We start from the raw sequence: 17377 nt of genomic DNA on the forward strand, positions 1-17377 counted from the left end.
CACTCGCAAAAGCGCAAGCGCTGGCGATTTTGGCGACTTTATCCTATGGCGATTAGACCGTCGCCAGATACAAGGGTGGTTATGGAAACGGCTCAACTGAAGAAACCGCAATGCCTGCCGCCGGCAGCAGGGCTTTTTGGCCGGACCGAGGAAAAGGCGTCAGCCGCGCACCGCGGCGAGCAGTTCGCGCACAGCGACGTCCGGCCCGGCATCATGGGCCCAGACAGCGCCGGAAACAGCGAGAAAGTCGGCCCCTGCATTAGCTAGCGCGCGCGCATTGGCGGCCGTGATCCCGCCTATGGCAACGCAAGGCAACTCGAATAGCCCTTGCCACCAAGTCAAAATCTCAGGCTCGGCAACATGATCGACATGCTTGGTTGTTGTCGGGAAAAAGGCTCCGAACGCGACATAGTTCGCCCCTGCCTCACCGGCCTCCATGGCCAAATGGCGGCTGTTGTGACAGGTAACGCCGATCTGGGCGTCGGGCCCGAGCACGCGCCGCGCCTCGCCGGGCTCGCCATCGCCCTGGCCAAGATGAACGCCGTCTGCCCCAAGACGCTTGGCCAGCGCAATGCTATCATTGACGATGAACGCCACGTCATGGTCAGCGCAGATTGACTGCAACGGTTCAGCAAGCCTTGCAGCTTCATGTTGGTCTAGGCCCTTGACGCGAAACTGGAATGCGGCGACCGGCCCGGCCCCAAGCGCGCTGCGCAGCTGGTCAGGAAAGCTGCCGCCCGTTTCGAGCGGGGATACCAGATAAAGTTGGCAATCGGGACGCGGCATGATGACCAACTATGCCACCGATGCGGCGTAAATGTCATCAACGGCAACACCCAAAGCCGCGTCAAATTCTGCCTCGCTCATTTGCGCCCGCAAATCTTCCAGCAGCGCACGGCTGAAACTGGCGATGACGCCTTGGTTTTTGGCAAGTGCGGCGCAAGCCTCGGGCCGGTTGTAGCCGCCAGACAGCGCGACCACCCGCAGCACCGCAGGATGCGCCACCAGCTCGTCGAAATGGCCCGGGACCACCGGCAATGACAGCTTCAGCATCACCTTCACCGTATCCGGCAAGGCATTCACCTGCTTCAGGATTTCTTCGCGCAGCATCGTGTCACAAAGTGCGCGCGTCGCGCTTTTGATGTTCACCTCTGGCTCGATGATCGGCATCATTCCATGCGCCATGACCTGCTGTGCGACGGCAAATTGCTGTGCGACCACCGCTGCGATTCCAGCGCTGTTGGCCGAATGGATAACCGAACGCTCTTTGGTGCCGAAAACGCCGAGTGCTTTCGCTTTGGTCAGCAACGCGTCGAGGTCGGGCATGGGCTTGAGCAGCTGGACGCCATCAGCCTCGTCTTCCAACCCCTTATCGATCTTGATGAAAGGGACTACGCCCTTGGCGATCAACGCCGCCGGAACGCTTTGCCCATCGACCATGCCGTCCATCGTGCGTTCGAACAGGATTGCGCCAATGACCTTGTCGCCATTGAAGGCTGGCGAGCGGATGATACGGCAGCGCATCTCGTGGATGAGATCATACATGCCTGCCTCATCCGACCATGCATCCTCACCGATGCCATATCCCTTCAGCGCCTTCGGCGTTGAACCGCCAGATTGGTCAAGCGCGGCTATAAAGCCCTTTCCGTCAGCGATTTTGGCAGTCATTTCGGCGATATTCATGGGGACCCCTGTTGCGGTGCATACGTATGCTGACCGCGCCATAACCGGCACGAAATGACGGCGCAACCAGCGTTAACAACGAAAATCAGGACGCCTTTTCGAGCGCGATGACGCCGGGCAGCGGCTTGCCTTCCATCCATTCGAGGAAGGCGCCCCCTGCGGTAGAAACGAAGCTGAAATCGCCCGCTGCGCGTGCATGATTGAGTGCGGCGACCGTGTCGCCTCCCCCAGCCACCGAAACCAATGATCCATCGCGGGTGAGCGCAGCGGCGGTGCGCGCAAGCGCAACGGTGGCGGTGTCGAACGGCGGCAGTTCAAATGCGCCCAGAGGGCCGTTCCAGACCAGGGTGCGACAGATTTTGAGCACATCGGCGAGCGCCTCGACGGCGGCGGGGCCGATGTCGAGGATCATTTCATCTTCACCAACTTCGTGCACATTGCAGGTGCGCAGGCTGAGAGGATTGGCGGCGAATTCGCGTGCCACCATGACGTCATAGGGCAGATGGATGGTGCAGCCCGCCGTATCAGCGGCATCAAAGATGGCCTCGGCGGTTGGGATTAAATCATGTTCGCACAGGGACTTACCGACATTTATTCCGCGCGCTGCGAGGAAAGTGTTGGCCATCCCGCCGCCGATAATCAGATGGTCGACCTTACCCACCAAATTGGTCAGCACATCAATCTTGCTCGACACTTTGGCACCGCCGACCACGGCGGCGACCGGATGCGCCGGATTGCCGAGCGCGACGTCGAGTGCCTTGAGTTCGGCCTCCATCGCGCGGCCCGCAAAGCTGGGCAGATGGTGCGTGATGCCCTCGGTCGAGCCATGCGCGCGATGCGCCGCAGAAAAGGCGTCGTTGACATAAAGATCGCCAATTTCCGCAAGCGCGGCGGCAAAGGCAGGATCATTCTTTTCCTCGCCGGGGTGGAACCGGGTGTTTTCCAGCACCGCGACATCGCCCGGCGCGAGCACCGTCAGCCCCGCCTTGGCCCCCTCGCCCACGCAGTCGGAGATGAACATCACCCCGCGCCCGAGCACGTCGGCCAGCGCATCGATGACCAGCGACAGCGATTGGGTGGGGTTTTTCGCGCCCTTGGGCCGCCCGAAATGCGCCAGCAGTAGAACAATCGCGCCGCGATCGGCCAATTCGCTGATGGTCGGCACCGCGGCGGACAGCCGCGTCGTGTCTGTAACCGCGCCGTCCGCCATCGGCACATTAAGATCGACACGGACCAGCACGTGCCTGCCCGCGACATCGCCCATATCGTCCAATGTTTTGAAGCGCGTCATTGCCATCACTCCTGAAGTGTGGGTCAGAGCAGCTTGCCCATCGCTCCTGCGGTATCAACCATGCGGTTCGAAAAGCCCCATTCATTGTCGTACCAGCTCAGCACGCGCACCAGCTTGCCATCGATGACGCTGGTTTCCAGGCTGTCGATGGTCGAGCTGGCCGGGCAATGGTTGTAATCGGTCGACACCAAAGGTTCGTCCGAATAAGCAAGAACGCCCTTGAGCGCGCCTTCGGAGGCAGCCTTGAGCAGCGCGTTAATCTCGTCCTTCGTGGTGTCGCGCTTGGGCTCGAAAGTCAGATCGACCACCGACACGTTGGGCGTCGGCACGCGGATCGCCGAGCCGTCGAGCTTGCCCTTTAGCTCGGGCAGCACTTCGCCCACTGCGCGGGCAGCGCCGGTGGTGGTCGGGATCATCGACATAGCAGCGGCGCGCGCGCGACGCGGGTCGTCGTGGATCTGATCGAGGATTTTCTGGTCGTTGGTGTAGGCGTGAACCGTGGTCATCAGCCCGCGTTCGATGCCGACACTGTCATTCAGCACTTTGGCAAAAGGCGCGAGGCAATTGGTGGTGCATGACGCGTTCGACACAATGACATGATCGGCCGACAGCTTGTCATGATTGACACCAAACACGACAGTCAAATCAACATTCTTGCCCGGTGCTGAAATCAGCACGCGCTTGGCCCCGGCAGCGAGATGCTTTTCGCAACTTGCGCGGTCGGTGAAGAACCCGGTGCATTCCAGCGCAATATCCACGCCATTGGCGGCATGCGGCAGGTTGGCGGGATCGCGCTCAGCGGTCACCTTGATACGCTTGCCGTTGATGACGAGGTCGTCGCCGTGGACATCGACCGTGCCCGCAAAAGCGCCGTGCACCGAATCGCGCTTGAAGAGCATCGCGTTGGCCTTCGCCGAGGCGAGATCGTTGATCGACACCAGTTCGAGATCATGGTCACTGCGCTCGAGAATGGCGCGCGCCACGTTGCGGCCAATGCGCCCGAAACCGTTGATGGCAACCTTGATAGCCATAGCGAAAAACTCCTGCTTCTTGTTTGTCTTAGCCGAGGGCGGCGAGAATTTGCGGGGTGATTTTGGCCTCGGTAAGGCCAAAATGATCATATAGCGCATCAATGGGGGCAGATGCACCGAAACCGTCAATGCCAAAGCGCAAGCCGCCGCGCCCGGTGTAGCGTTCCCAGCCAAATGTCGTTCCGGCCTCGATTGAAACCCGCAATGTGGGATCGCCGCCGTCACCCAAAATATCAGCCTGATAGGCGGCGGGTTGTTCGTCGAACAGCTCGGTCGAAACCATCGACACAACATCGGCACCGACACTTTGCGCTTCCAAAGATTTGGCAACGTCAAGCGCCAGCGACACTTCCGAGCCCGTGGCGATCAGCACGACGCGGCGGGCATTTTCGGCAGCTTTCAAACGATATCCGCCCTTGGCCGAGCGATTCTCGGCGATATCGGTGCGCAGCGGCGGCAGATTCTGCCGCGTTAGCGCCAGCAAGCTGGGCCGATCGGTTTGCGCCAGCGCCAGCGCCCAGCATTCGGCGGTTTCCACCGCGTCGGCGGGGCGCATCACCAGCAAGTTGGGCATGGCGCGCAGCGATTGCAGATGCTCGATGGGCTGGTGCGTTGGTCCGTCCTCGCCCAGCCCGATGCTGTCGTGCGTCATGACATAGACAACGCGCTGCTGTTGAAGCGCCGACAGGCGGATCGCGGCGCGGCAATAATCGGCGAAGACCAGAAAAGTGCCGCCATAGGGGATGATCCCGCCGTGCAGCGCCATCCCGTTCATCGCCGCCGCCATGCCGAATTCGCGGATGCCGTAGTAAATGTAACGCCCGCCATAATTGCCTTTGGTGAGCGGCCCGGTCGCGGCGGTTTTGGTGTTGTTCGAGCCGGTGAGGTCGGCGCTGCCGCCGATCATCATGGGGATATCCGCGGTCAGGGCAGTGAGCGCATTTTCGGACGCTTTGCGGGTTGCCACAAGGGGCGGTTTGTCTGCCAGCGACTGAAGATAATCGGCGAAGGCGGCGCCGGGCTTTGCCTGTCCCGCGAGGCGCGCAGTCAATTCGGCACCCTTGGCGTTGACGGCCATGCGAGCCTGCCAGGCCTTGTTGGCTTCGGCCCCGCGCGCGCCAAAGGAGCGCCACGTGGCCGCGATGTCGGCCGGAATTTCGAACGGGCCCGCAGTCCAGCCCAGCGCTTCGCGCGTCGCCGCGACTTCGTCCGCGCCCAGTGGCGAGCCGTGCGTCGCCGACGTCCCCTGCTTGTTGGGCGCGCCATAACCGATCAACGTGCGGCAGGCGACCAGCGACGGGCGCGGATCGGCGACGGCCGCAGCCAGCACGCGGGCAATATCGGCTTCGTCGTGGCCGTCGCAGCTTGTCACATGCCAGCCGGTGGCAGCATAACGGGCCTTTACATCTTCGCTGGTCGACAGATCGGTGCTGCCGTCGATGGTAATGCGATTGTCGTCCCACAGGACGATCAGCCGCCCCAGCCCCAGATGCCCCGCCAGACCGATGGCTTCGTGGTTGATGCCTTCCATCAGGCAGCCATCGCCGGCAATCACCCAGGTGCGGTGATCGACGAGTTCATCGCCGAAATGGGCGTTGAGGTGACGTTCGGCGATCGCCATGCCGACGGCAGTGGCAATCCCCTGCCCCAACGGCCCGGTCGTCGTTTCAACGCCTTCTAGCTCGAAATTTTCGGGATGCCCCGCGCAGGGGCTATGCAGCTGGCGGAAATTGCGAATGTCTTCGATGGTCGGGCGGGCGTAGCCTGCCAGGTGCAGGGTCGCATAAGCCAGCATCGAGCCATGGCCGGCCGATAGCACGAAGCGGTCGCGGTCAGGCCATCTGGGGTCGGCCGCGTCGAATTTCAGGAAATCGCGGTAGAGGACGGTCGCCACATCGGCCATGCCCATCGGCATGCCCGGGTGGCCGCTGTTCGCCGCCTGCACCGCGTCCATCGCCAGTGCGCGAATGGCATTCGCCAGCGAACGGTCGGCGAGCGTCATGGAACCTCCATTTTTGGCCGGGTGCGGGTAAAGCAGTGACCCCGCCGCGATGCACCGCCCCATTGCGACACTGCCCCGCAGAGTCAACCGCCCGCATCGGAAAAATAGACGGCGCTGCACAATTGCCGATGGCCATCGGCGCTGCTATTCGCAAGGCCATGGAACTTGACGCAGCCAGCCTGGCCATCGGGCGTATCGAACGGGCGCTGTCCCGCCTGGAGCGGGCGAATCTGCCCTCTGGCAATGTGCCGCGCCAGGGCGATTTGCTGGCTCCACCCGCCCCGCCGGCCAACGATGCGCTGCGCAGCGAGGTTCGCGCTGTCATCGCCGAGCTCGACAAATTGATTGCGGAGGCGGGCCGTGGCTGATGTGCGCCTGACCATCTGCGGTCGCCAATATGACGTGAATTGCGCCGACGGGCAGGAAGCGCAGCTGGAAAAGCTGGCTGCACTGGTGGACGAAAAGGCGCGCAGCGTCGGCGGCGGCACCGAGACACGGCAGTTGCTTTATGCCGCACTGATGCTGGCAGATGACGCTTTCGAGGCGCGCGCCAAATCAGGCGAGACCATAGCGGCAGCGCTGCGCAGCGAGGCTGATGCGGCCAAAGCGGCCGAGGCGGCGGCCCGCGAGGCATTGCAACTGGCCGAGGCGCGGATCAAATTGCTAGAGAGCAGTGCGGCGGGGGCCACCGGCGCATCCGCGCCTGCCACGCGCGCGCTGGAACAAATTGCCGACCGGATTGAAGCGCTCGCCGCCAAGCTGGTTCCGTAGAGTCGGGACCCTGGGGGTTGAGCATCGGCGCCGCCGCGCCTACATAGGCTCTGGCGGGTACTGCCCTGCACGAGCCTTTGCGAAAATCCCTGAGGCGATACATCATCCAAGGGGGCTGTCCCTGCCCGGACCCTGGTCCGACGCACATGGTTCCCACCTGACGTTACTGGCGTCAGAGGATCTTCGGGCAAACGACACTGGCGGTCCCGCCAACCTGTTGCAGGCTAAGGTCAGGACCCATGAAATGCCCGTTCGAGGTTTGAGGCCATTGTTCTCAGTGCGCGGCGGCGGGGCACAGGAATATGTCGATATTTCCAGCCCTGCCAACGAAGCAATGGGCAAAATGGGTCGAATCTGCAGGACGCCAAAATGGCCGACCAAATCGCCGCGCTGAAGGCTGAATTGCGCGCCAAATTGCGTTTCCGGCGCGATCAATATGTCCGGAACCTGCCCGATCTGGTCCACGCCATCGCCTTTCGTGCGCCGCCGTCACCACTCCGAACCGTCCTCACATCAGCGCGCTGCGTTGGCGGTTATGTTGCCGCGAGCAGCGAGGTGACGGTAGAAGCGCTGCTCACATCGGCATGTGACGCTGGTACTGCGGCAGCGCTGCCCTATTTTGCCGGGCGCCATGACCGGATGGCATTCGCGGCCTGGCAGCCAGGCGACGCCATCGTGCCCGGGCCATGGCGCGTCGGGCAACCTGCCAATTGCCAATCGGTTGTGTTCCCCGACTTGCTGTTGTGCCCGCTGTTGGGCTTTGACCGTGCGGGCGGGCGCATCGGCCAAGGCGGCGGTCATTATGACCGCTATTTTGCTGATTACCCCGATGCACTGCGCATTGGCGTGGGCTGGTCGGTGCAGGAGGTTGACGCCATTCCGCTGGAGCCCCACGATCTTGCGCTTGACGCTGTGCTGACCGAACAGGAATGGATTGTGACCGGAGACCGGCTGTGATTGTAAACCCGCCGCCTGAGCCCAGCTGGCGCAAGCCCGCTGGCATGGCGCTGATCCTGCTCCTTATTGCGCTGTGGGCGGGGCTGGTGCTGGCGGCATCGCCGCTGATCGGCACCTGGCCGATTGCCGTGCAGTCGGGCGTCTATCTGATCGCCGGAATTGTCTGGATTTTTCCGCTGCGCCCATTGCTCCTATGGATGGAGACCGGGAAATGGCGCGAACCCTGAAACAGTTCATCCAAGCGCGGGGCCATTCTTCCGAAGCGGAGAATGGCGCGAGTGACGGGGCTCGAACCCGCGACCTCCGGCGTGACAGGCCGGCACTCTAACCAACTGAGCTACACCCGCGTGTGCTTGGGAGCAGCGCCATTATTGCGGGGCAGCCACCCTGTCAACCGCTGTTGCCTGTGCCCCACAAAAAATCAGCGCGGGGACGGCGGGTCGTCGTCGGGGTCGTGGGTCAGCGTGCCACGTTCAAACAGGAACCCCGCCAGATCGGGGGTGCCGGTGGTCGCCAAAACCGTCTGGAAAATCAGCAACAAGGGCACTGCGAGCAGCGCCCCGGGCGCGCCCCACACCCAGCCCCAGAAGCTCAAAGACACCAGGATCAGCAGCGGATTGATGGTCAACCGACGCCCCAGCACCAATGGCGTCAATATATTCGCCTCCACCAGATGCGCGATAATGAAAATCAGCGCGGGCATCAGCGCCCATAAGATAACATCGAACGTCATCAGCCCGCCCAGGCCCAGCAGGAATGCGGCGACAATCGGCCCCAGATAGGGAATGTAATTGCACAGCGCGACCAGCCCGCCCCACATCAGCGGCGATGGCATGCCGATGGCCCACAGCAAGATGGCGACCAGTACGCCCAACATCACGTTGATCAGCGTGATCGTGCCCAGATAATCGGCGGTGGCATCGACCACATTCTGGATCAGCCGCGCCGTGCGCAGCGCACCGTCAAAACTGCCCCGGCGGCGGATTGTGCCGCGCCGCAGCCGCGTCCAGCTGCTCAGGAAAAAGAACACGACCAGCAGGGCGAAAAACAGCTGGATCGCCGCAGCCGGGGCGGAGGAAATGAAGTAATCAACGACCGAGGTCGGCGCCTGCGCCGCCATGGCCTGTGCCGTCGCCTCGGTACCGGATGCTACGGATTGCAAAGTTCGGTCAACAAAGTGCTGAAATGATTTATAAAAATCAATAAGCGGTGCAATATTTGCCTGAATTCTGGGCAATGCATCGGGCAGCCGGGCGAACCAGCCGGCGGCGGGCAATATGACGATTGCCAGCGCCGCATTCACGATCATCACGAAGCCGAGCAGCGAAACCAGCGCCGCCATCATCGATGGCAGGCCGCGTCGCTCGAGCCATTCGAGCACCGGCACCAAGGCAATTGCGGTGACCACAGCGGCGGTCAGCGGCAGAAAAAATTCCGCACCGGCCTTTAAAGCAAAGGGCATAAGCAAGCAAAAACCGCCGCCCAATATCAATGTAAGCGCCGCCAGCAGGCGATCGCGGCGCAAATCGTCCTGCGCGATGCGCGCAAGGGTGCGCTGCGCGGCGAGGGCATCCTCGTCGGCCGCGGGTCCGTCCCCCTGCGCTGCCCCAACCTGTTTCATCGCCGTCAATACCCTGAAAACCATCCCAGTTTATTCAAAACCCCGCCCAGATACTAGCACCAAAACGGAGCGACCGGAGCGCGCCTCGCCGAACAACCTTATCGGCGGAATTCGTACCTTATGCAGCGGCGCGTTAACCGGAAATTATCCTATTTTTGCCATTTCAGTTCCGAATTGGACCAGAATTCAGGAATTTTTGATGCAACGTCAGTCTTCAAGGCTCGCCGTCTCGCGCGCTTGCCGTTGGGCAATGTTGAGCGGTGCAGCATTCGCCGCAATCTCCAGCCAGTCCGCATTGGCCGCGGGAACACGCGCCGGAACGACCATCAGCAACACGGCAACAGCAACGTACGATGCTGGCGGCGGTCCGCAAAACATCAATTCGAATACGGTCGATCTGCTGGTCGATGAACTGCTGAACGTCACCGTTGCATCGAACAACCCTTCCGACGTCCCCACCACGCCCGGCGCAACCAGTCAGGTGCTGAGCTTTACCGTTACCAATACCGGCAACGGTGTGGAAAGCTTTGGGTTGACCCCGATCGCCAACGGCGGCGGCGATGATTATGATCCCTCGGTGACGTCGATCGTAATCGACAATGGCAACGGAATTTATGAGCCCGCCATCGATACGGTCTATGTCGCCGGAACCAATGACCCGGCGCTGCAGCCCGACGCATCGGTGACGATTTTCGTTATCAATTCCACTCCCGGAACCGTGACCGATGGCGATCGCGGCATTGTCGCGCTGACCGCAGCGGCCCGCACCGGCACCGGCGCGCCCGGCACCTCTTTCGCCGGACAAGGCGAAGGCGGCGGCGACGCGGTCGTTGGAGCAACCGGCGCGCAGGGTCAGGACGATGGGGCCTTTGTCGTGGCGGCCGCAACGGTGGCCCTGACCAAAGCAGCGGCGATCAGCGATCCACTGGGCGGCAGCGAGCCCATTCCGGGCGCAACCATCACCTATACCATCACCGCCACCATCACCGGTTCGGGTAGCGTCAACGGCCTGGCCATCACCGATGCTGTTCCGAGCAATACGACCTACGTCCCCGGCTCCATCACTTTGGGCGGCGTGGCCCAGACCGACGCGGTTGACGCCGATGCCAGCAGCTTTGGCAGCAACCAGGTCACCGTCACGCTCGGGACGGTCAGCGGCGGAAACACCCGGGTCGTCACCTTTCAAGCCACCATCAACTGAGGATGCAGATGATGCGCCTGTTTCTGCTTGCTATTCTGGGCCTGATGGCGGCTCCGGCCGCCGCCAACCCGGTCGCCCTGTCAAACAGTGTATTTGTCGAGCGCGTCTCGACCGACGCCAATGGCAACCGCAAGGTCGTTCTGGAAGAACCCAAAGTGGTGACCCCCGGCGACCGACTGGTATTCGTGCTGAATTACCGCAACGCGAGCGCCAAACCGGCCGAAAAATTTGTTGTGACCAATCCGATGCCCGCTGCGGTGCAATATGCCGAGGCAGGCGATGGCAATGCTGTCGTCTCAGTCGACGGCGGCAAGAGTTGGGGCGTGCTTTCGTCGCTTCGTGTTCCAGACAGCAATGGCAGCCAACGCCCCGCCCGCGCGGAAGACGTCACGCATATTCGCTGGGCACTGAATGCCCCGATCCCCGCCGGAGGTTCCGGCAAGCTGATGTTCCGGGGCATCGTCAAATGATCCGCAACAGCCGCCGCACGATGCCAGCGGATTGAAATTAGGCATTTTTCTAAAGGAGTTCAGCGATGACCAGCAAGCTGAAATTACTTTCCACCGGCAGCATGGCCGCAGCGCTTCTGGCGTCTGCGGCGCCTGCCTTTGCCGCCGGGACCACCGCCGGCACGGTGATTACCAACAATGTTACCGTCGATTATCAGGTCGGCGGTGTTGCGCAAACGCAGCGCACGGCTTCGGACAATTTCACCGTTGACCGCCGGATTAACTTGACAGTTGCCGAAGTGGGTGCGGTGACGACTTCCGTGGTGCCGGGCCAGAACGGAGCTTCGGTTGCATTTACGTTGACCAACACGTCGAACGCGCCGCTCGATTTTTCCCTTGCGGTATCGCAGCAGGCCGGGGGCACTGCAGCCCATGGTGGAACCGACAATTTCGACGTCACCGGCCTGTCGCTGTTCCGCGATGTGAATGGCAACAACAGCTATGACGCGGGCACCGACACGGCGATTACCTTCGCCGATGAGCTGGCGGCCGATGCATCGATCACGCTTTTGGTTGTCGGCAACATTCCGGGCACGCGGTTGAATGGCGATGTCGCCGGCGTCCGGCTGCTCGCTACCGCGCGCGAGGCAGGGACCGCTAGTTCGCTGGGCGCCGCCATAACGGAAACGGTCGGAGCCAATACCGCCGGGGTCGACACCGTGTTTGCCGACGCGGCAGGCGTCACCGACGCAGCACGCGATGGCGCGCATTCAGACGATGACGACTTTACCGTGGTCACGGCGACACTGAATGTGACCAAAACCAGCCGCGTCATTTCGGATCCCGTCAACAATACGACCAATCCGAAGATGATCCCCGGTGCCGTCATCGAATATTGCATCGCCGTGGCCAACACCGGCAGCGCGGCAGCGACCAACGTGGCGATTAACGACCCGGTCCCGGGCCAGCTGACGTTCAGCGCGGGCACGATCCTGCTGAACGGCACAGTAACCGGCGCGGCCTGCAATGCCGACGGCGTCTCGGGGGGCAGCTATACTGCGCCGAACGTGTCGGGAACGATTGCGACCATCGCTGCTGGCGCCACGCGCACGCTGGTTTTCCGCGCAACGGTCAATTGAGGACATGGAAGGGGGCGAAGGCATCGTCCAGCAGGATGATGCCTTCGCCCTTTTCTGACAGATGCGTCTGTTAACCAAGTCCTTTGGTGCGATATGCACCGCATTTGGTGCCGCAGCCCTGCTGCTGGCGGCCCCGGCGGCTGCCCAGACAACGATCAGCAACACCGCCACCGCGGACTGGCAGATTGGCAGCAACAGCTTTACCACGGCCAGCAACCGTGTTGACACCATTGTCAGCTCAACGCCGCCCAACCGGCCGGTCATTTCGACCTATCGACTGGTCGCCAATGGCGGAAATCTGGTGGCAGATTTGCCGCCGACGCGATGTGCCAGCACCGCCGGGCCGATTCTGCTGCAGCCCGAGGGTGTTTACGCGGCTTTGCCCACAAACCCGGCGCAATTGCTGCAATCAAGCCAGTTTCACGCCGGCGACGTCATCGTCATCGGGCTGTTGCTGCCCGGTGCCAATGCCGATCCGGGTGCGCGCGAGACGATTGATGTCAACATCACGCTGGCCAATGGCGACGCGGAAGAAATCCGCCTGATCGAAGATGCTGCGAACAGCGGACGGTTTGTTGGCATGATCAACAGCCAAGGGGTTCCGCCCGCGATTGCCGCCAATGATTGCACGCTTTCAGTGACACCGGGGTCGGCCATCACCGTCACTGTGGCCGAGGTCGGCAATGGATCGCTCGCGGCCACAGCCGTGATAGATTTTCTGGTCGATCCCTTTGGCATTGTGTTTGACAGCGGCGACGGCACTCCGGTGCCTGGCGTCCAGATAACCATCGTTGACGCTGCGACCGGACAGCCCGCGCAAGTCTTTGGCGATGATGGCGTTTCCACATACCCATCGACGATGGTCACGGGTCAGAGCGTGACGGACAGTTCGGGCACGGTGTATAACTTCCCGCCGGGTGATTACCGCTTTCCCTTTGTGGCGCCCGGGACTTACCGCTTGGTGGTTACGCCGCCTGCGCCCTTTACCGCGCCCTCGGTCGTCCCGCCCGCCGACCTGGCGGGCTTCGCGCGTCCCGACGATGGATTGCCCTTTGTTATCAACGGATCGAGCTATGGTCAGCCCTTTACGCTGAGCACCCCCGAACCGGTACGCGTCGATATTCCCATTGACCAGCCGGGAACGCCCGTCACGCTGCGTAAGACGACGTCCACGCAAACCGCTGTGCCGGGCGACGTGGTGCAATATCGCATTGAAGTCGCCAACGCCGACGCCCGCCGCACCACTGGCGTGGTAACGGTACGCGACCAACTGCCTGCGGCGATGCGCCTGCGGCCGGGCACCGTCCGGGTGGACGGCACAGCCGCAAGTCCCGTCATCGCGCCCGATGGCCGTTCCTTCGAGGTCACCGTGCCTGCCCTTGCACCCGGTGAGCGGCGTTCGCTGACGTATCTGGCCGAGGTGGTGACCACAGCGCAGCCGGGCAGCGCGCTCAATATTGCAACTGCGACCGACAGCCGCGGCGCGTCGAGCAATGTCGCCGAGGCCATATTGGCGATCAAGCGCGACCAGCTGGGCGATCGCATGACGATCATCGGCCGCATTACCGAAGGCGGCTGCCCGACCAATCCGGCCACAGCCAAAGGCATAGGCGGCGTGCGCGTAATGCTGCAGGATGGCAGCTACGCCGTGACTGACGCCGATGGCCGCTACCATTTCGAAGGCGTGCGCCCGGGCACCCATGTGGTCCAGATTGATCCGTCAACGCTGCCGCTGGACCAGACGCCGGTTGACTGTGCGCAATCGACACGCAGCGCGGGCAGCGCCATTTCGCGCTTCGTGGAAGGGCGCGGCGGATCGCTGCTACGCGCCGATTTCCGGGCCCAAAAAGCAACCACGGTGCGCGCCGATACCAGCATCGCGCGTCCAGCCCGGCCCGAAGTGGCTAGTGAAGCCGCCGCAGCGGGCGCGGGCACCAACTGGTTCGCCGATGAAACGCCCCTGCCCGCCTGGGTCTTCCCTGCCGAGGGCCATAATCCGCGGACAAAGGCCATTCGCATCGCCGTGCGGCACCTGCCCGACCAGCGCGTGCGCCTGACCGTCAATGGCAAGGCGGTTGATGGCCTGCAGTCCGACGGGACACAGAAGTCGCCTGGCGGCGGCGTGAGCGTCAGCCTGTGGCGCGGCGTGCCCATCGAGGACGGCGCCAACGCGCTGGTCGCCGAAGTATTGGCGGCGGATGGCAGCGTGGTGGAAACGCTGCGCCGCTCGGTCCATTATTCGATCACGCCAGCGCGCGCCGAATTGGTGCGCGCGCAATCGGTGCTGGTGGCCGACGGCATCACCCGCCCGGTGATTGCCATTCGCCTGACCGATCGCGACGGCCGACCGGTCAAGCACGGGCTGACCGGCGATTTCAGCGTTCCCCCGCCCTATCTGGCCGCTGTTGAGGTTGAGGCACAGCAGGTACGGCAGCTTGCCGGACTTGAACGCGCGGCAACAGTTTGGCGTGTCGAGGGCGATGACGGGATGGCCTATATCGAGCTGGAGCCGACCACGGCTTCGGGCACGCTGTCGGTCGATTTCCGTTTCCGCGAGGACCAGACCGAACGCCGCCAGACGCTGCAGATGTGGCTGGAGCCCGGCAACCAGCCATGGACAGTCGTCGGCTTTGCCGCGGGCACCGTCGGCTACAACACGCTGGACGACCGGATGGAGCCCGTCGCCGAGACGCTGGACGACTGGAACGCCGATGCCCGCCTCGCGCTCTATGCCAAGGGCCGCGTTAAGGGCAAATGGCTGATGACGCTGGCCTATGACAGCGACAAGGACGAGGATGATGCGCGCTTTGGTGGCGTCATCGACCCGGGCGCCTATTACACCATCTATGCCGACCGCGCCGAGCAGCGGCACGATGCCGCCAGCGTCCGCAAGCTGTATCTGCGGCTCGAACGCCCGCAATTTTATGCGCTGTTCGGCGATTTCGAAACCGGGCTGAACGAAGCGCAGCTGACGCGCTACAACCGTTCGCTCAACGGCGGCAAAGCCGAGTATCGCGGGCGCAATCTGGCGGCCACCGCCTTTGCCGCCGATACCCCCTATCGCTTTCGCCGCGACGAGATTCAGGGCAATGGCCTGACCGGACCCTACCAGCTGGGCGCGCAGGTGGTCATCCCCAACAGCGAGCGGATCATCATCGAAACCCGCAGTCGCCTGCGCAGCGAAATCATCGTCGACCGCAAGCAGCTGACGCGGCATGTCGATTATGACATTGATTATTCGCTGGGCACGCTGCGTTTCCGCGAACCCGTCCTGAGCCGCTCGTCAGCGCTCGACCCGCAATTCATCGTGGCTGAATATGAGGTCGAGGGCGTCGGCCAGCGCGTGTTGAATGCAGGGGGACGAGTTAGTTTCACGAGCGATGACGAGAGCCTGCGCGTTGGCGCGACGCTGATCCGCGATGACAATGGCACGTCAGAAAGTACGCTGGCGGGCGTCGATGTGCGCTATCGCCCGGCGGTGGATACCGAGATCCGCGCCGAATTCGCCGGTAGCGAGACGGAAAGCAAAGCCGCCAGTGCGGCCAAGACCGATGCGACGGCTTGGCTGGTCGAAGCCGAGCACCACAATAGCGCGCTCGATTTGCTGGCCTATGCGCGCGAGCAAAAGAGCGGCTTTGGCGTGGGACAGCAGAATGGCGCCGAAAATGGCACGCGCAAGTTCGGGGTTGATGCCCGCCTGCGCGCGGGCAAGCGCCTCGCTGTGACTGGCAGCGCATGGCAGCAGGAACAGCTGGGCAGCGGCGCACGGCGGCGCGCGGCGCGCCTTTTGGCCGAGTATAATGCGGGCTCAACCCGTGGACGCGTTGGACTGACCCATGCTGACGACCGGCTGGCAACGGGCGACCGCAACCGTTCTACGCTGCTGCAACTGGGGCTAACCCAGCAATTGTTTGGCCAAAAGCTGGAACTCGACGCGCAGACCGAATTCGCTCTCGGCGGCGATGACGCCAGCGTCGATTTCCCCACGACGCACCGCTTCGGGGCCCGCTGGAAATTGACACAGGACGTCAATCTGATCGGCAGCTATGAGATCGCCGATGGCGACACAGTGAAGGCGCGCACCGCGCGGCTGGGGTTTGATCTGGCGCCGTGGGCAGGTGGCCGCTTGCTCGCAACGGCGAACCAACAGGATATCAGCGAATATGGCCCGCGCAGCTTTGCCGCCTATGGCCTCGCGCAATCGCTGAAGCTGGGCGAGCGCTGGACGGTGGACTTGTCCGTTGATGGCAACAAGACGCTGGGCGGGATCAGCGCGGGCGATATTGTCAATCCAGGGCAACCGGTCGCATCGGGCGGCTTTCTGGGCAACGCCGGGCAAATTACCGAGGATTTCGTGGCAATCAGCAGCGGCGCGACCTATCGCGACGATTGGTGGACGATCACCAGCCGCGCCGAATATCGCGATGGCGAGCTGGCGAACCGTTTTGGCGTGCAAGTGGGGGCGCTGCGCCAGTTGGGCGAGGGCCGCGCGGTTGGCGGGCTGGCCAGCTGGACCAAGGCCAATGGGGCACCGGGCAGCGCCAGCACCGAATCGATGCAAATCGAACTCAGCTGGGCGCACCGCCCCGCGGATTCGCGCATCGGCTGGCTCAACAAGCTGGAGTTCCGCCGCGATGCGGTGACCGACGCCGTGCTGGGCCAGCCCGGCCCGATCGGCGGCCCTGCCCTGTCGGTCAGTGGTAATGTCACATCGGTGCGCGCAATCAACAGCCTGTCGGTCAACTGGACGCCGCTGGCGGACCGCGAACAGCGGCGCTTGCCGGGCAGCGACGTGCAAAGCTGGGTCGAGGCGGGCGAATTTGGTTTCTTCTGGGGAACGCGGTTCAGCTCGGACAAGTTCGGTGTAGATGACGTCAAAGGCTGGTCAAATCTGCTGGGCGTCGACGCACGCTTCACCATTTCGGATATCGCGGACATTGGCGCATCGGGCAGCGTGCGGATCAGCACCGGCGGCGATACGGTAAGCTATGCCGGGGGCCCGACGCTGACGCTTGCCCCGTTCAAGAACGCCAATCTGACCCTCGGCTATAATTTCGCGGGCTTCCGCGACTATGACTTTGAAAGCGAGCGCTTCTCCCGGTCGGGCGTCTATGCGACGTTTAAGCTGAAGTTCGACCAGACGACGTTTCAGGGGTTGGGGCTTTAAACGCTGCGATTATGCACCGCAGCCCTGAGCCTGTCGAAGGGCGTGACGCATCCACGCGCCACGGG

General features: G+C 62.9%; 14 protein-coding genes and 1 tRNA gene. 8 read left to right on the forward strand and 7 right to left on the reverse strand.

What is annotated here, in order from left to right; genetic code table 11:
- Positions 1–159 precede the first annotated feature (159 nt).
- The 5 genes from thiE to tkt form a co-directional block, all read right to left on the reverse strand.
- Positions 160–786: a thiamine phosphate synthase gene (thiE, locus tag AC2TC0_RS10035; protein WP_484717356.1), complete on the reverse strand. Its 627-nt coding sequence runs from the start codon at positions 784–786 to the stop codon at positions 160–162.
- Between the two features lie 9 nt (positions 787–795).
- Complete coding sequence (locus tag AC2TC0_RS10040; protein WP_484717357.1) at positions 796–1683, reverse strand: fructose bisphosphate aldolase; 888 nt, start codon at positions 1681–1683, stop codon at positions 796–798.
- Positions 1684–1768: 85 nt separating this feature from the next.
- On the reverse strand, positions 1769–2974 hold the full coding sequence (locus tag AC2TC0_RS10045; RefSeq protein ID WP_484717358.1) for a phosphoglycerate kinase: 1206 nt from the start codon (positions 2972–2974) through the stop codon (positions 1769–1771).
- 23 nt (positions 2975–2997) lie between these two features.
- Positions 2998–4005 carry a type I glyceraldehyde-3-phosphate dehydrogenase gene (gene gap, locus AC2TC0_RS10050; protein WP_484717359.1) on the reverse strand — a complete coding sequence of 336 codons (1008 nt, stop codon included), beginning with the start codon at positions 4003–4005 and terminating at the stop codon, positions 2998–3000.
- Between the two features lie 28 nt (positions 4006–4033).
- Positions 4034–6007: a transketolase gene (tkt, locus tag AC2TC0_RS10055; protein WP_484717360.1), complete on the reverse strand. Its 1974-nt coding sequence runs from the start codon at positions 6005–6007 to the stop codon at positions 4034–4036.
- A gap of 158 nt (positions 6008–6165) precedes the next feature.
- On the opposite strand from tkt, the gene AC2TC0_RS10060 reads away from it, so the two are divergent.
- From AC2TC0_RS10060 to AC2TC0_RS10075, 4 genes are all read left to right on the forward strand, one after another.
- Positions 6166–6375, forward strand: a complete 210-nt coding sequence (locus AC2TC0_RS10060) for a hypothetical protein (protein ID WP_484717361.1) — start codon at positions 6166–6168, stop codon at positions 6373–6375.
- Positions 6368–6778 carry a cell division protein ZapA gene (locus AC2TC0_RS10065; protein ID WP_484717362.1) on the forward strand — a complete coding sequence of 137 codons (411 nt, stop codon included), beginning with the start codon at positions 6368–6370 and terminating at the stop codon, positions 6776–6778. The genes AC2TC0_RS10060 and AC2TC0_RS10065 overlap by 8 nt, the downstream gene beginning before the upstream one ends.
- A gap of 369 nt (positions 6779–7147) precedes the next feature.
- Positions 7148–7735, forward strand: coding sequence for a 5-formyltetrahydrofolate cyclo-ligase (locus tag AC2TC0_RS10070; protein ID WP_484717363.1), 588 nt, complete (start codon positions 7148–7150; stop codon positions 7733–7735).
- The gene (locus AC2TC0_RS10075; RefSeq protein WP_484717364.1) at positions 7732–7962 is read left to right on the forward strand and encodes a DUF2842 domain-containing protein; all 231 of its coding nucleotides are present in this window, start codon (positions 7732–7734) and stop codon (positions 7960–7962) included. The genes AC2TC0_RS10070 and AC2TC0_RS10075 overlap by 4 nt, the downstream gene beginning before the upstream one ends.
- A gap of 43 nt (positions 7963–8005) precedes the next feature.
- Here the strand turns inward: AC2TC0_RS10075 and AC2TC0_RS10080 are convergent.
- Both AC2TC0_RS10080 and AC2TC0_RS10085 read right to left on the reverse strand, forming a co-directional pair.
- Positions 8006–8082 (reverse strand) — tRNA-Asp (locus tag AC2TC0_RS10080).
- A 74-nt stretch (positions 8083–8156) separates the two neighbouring features.
- On the reverse strand, positions 8157–9356 hold the full coding sequence (locus tag AC2TC0_RS10085) for an AI-2E family transporter (protein ID WP_484717365.1): 1200 nt from the start codon (positions 9354–9356) through the stop codon (positions 8157–8159).
- Positions 9357–9609: 253 nt separating this feature from the next.
- Here AC2TC0_RS10085 and AC2TC0_RS10090 point away from each other — a divergent pair, with 253 nt between their 5' ends.
- The 4 genes from AC2TC0_RS10090 (at position 9610) to AC2TC0_RS10105 (ending at position 17312) form a co-directional block, all read left to right on the forward strand.
- Positions 9610–10557, forward strand: coding sequence for a hypothetical protein (locus tag AC2TC0_RS10090; RefSeq protein ID WP_484717366.1), 948 nt, complete (start codon positions 9610–9612; stop codon positions 10555–10557).
- An 8-nt stretch (positions 10558–10565) separates the two neighbouring features.
- Positions 10566–11027: a hypothetical protein gene (locus AC2TC0_RS10095; protein ID WP_484717367.1), complete on the forward strand. Its 462-nt coding sequence runs from the start codon at positions 10566–10568 to the stop codon at positions 11025–11027.
- Positions 11028–11092: 65 nt separating this feature from the next.
- Positions 11093–12145, forward strand: coding sequence for a hypothetical protein (locus tag AC2TC0_RS10100; RefSeq protein ID WP_484717368.1), 1053 nt, complete (start codon positions 11093–11095; stop codon positions 12143–12145).
- A 61-nt stretch (positions 12146–12206) separates the two neighbouring features.
- Positions 12207–17312, forward strand: coding sequence for a DUF7933 domain-containing protein (locus AC2TC0_RS10105; protein ID WP_484717369.1), 5106 nt, complete (start codon positions 12207–12209; stop codon positions 17310–17312).
- The last annotated feature ends 65 nt before the right edge of the window (positions 17313–17377 follow it).

The sequence above is a fragment of the Sphingopyxis sp. sgz302558 genome, assembly GCF_057220455.1.

Excerpts from the sequence above, each read along its gene's own strand:
- thiE (WP_484717356.1), bottom strand. The coding sequence starts at position 786 with ATGCCGCGTCCCGATTGCCAACTTTATCTGGTATCCCCGCTCGAAACG.
- AC2TC0_RS10040 (WP_484717357.1), bottom strand. The coding sequence starts at position 1,683 with ATGAATATCGCCGAAATGACTGCCAAAATCGCTGACGGAAAGGGCTTT.
- AC2TC0_RS10045 (WP_484717358.1), bottom strand. The coding sequence starts at position 2,974 with ATGACGCGCTTCAAAACATTGGACGATATGGGCGATGTCGCGGGCAGG.
- gap (WP_484717359.1), bottom strand. The coding sequence starts at position 4,005 with ATGGCTATCAAGGTTGCCATCAACGGTTTCGGGCGCATTGGCCGCAAC.
- tkt (WP_484717360.1), bottom strand. The coding sequence starts at position 6,007 with ATGACGCTCGCCGACCGTTCGCTGGCGAATGCCATTCGCGCACTGGCG.
- AC2TC0_RS10060 (WP_484717361.1), top strand. The coding sequence starts at position 6,166 with ATGGAACTTGACGCAGCCAGCCTGGCCATCGGGCGTATCGAACGGGCG.
- AC2TC0_RS10070 (WP_484717363.1), top strand. The coding sequence starts at position 7,148 with ATGGCCGACCAAATCGCCGCGCTGAAGGCTGAATTGCGCGCCAAATTG.
- AC2TC0_RS10085 (WP_484717365.1), bottom strand. The coding sequence starts at position 9,356 with ATGAAACAGGTTGGGGCAGCGCAGGGGGACGGACCCGCGGCCGACGAG.
- AC2TC0_RS10095 (WP_484717367.1), top strand. The coding sequence starts at position 10,566 with ATGATGCGCCTGTTTCTGCTTGCTATTCTGGGCCTGATGGCGGCTCCG.
- AC2TC0_RS10100 (WP_484717368.1), top strand. The coding sequence starts at position 11,093 with ATGACCAGCAAGCTGAAATTACTTTCCACCGGCAGCATGGCCGCAGCG.
- AC2TC0_RS10105 (WP_484717369.1), top strand. The coding sequence starts at position 12,207 with ATGCGTCTGTTAACCAAGTCCTTTGGTGCGATATGCACCGCATTTGGT.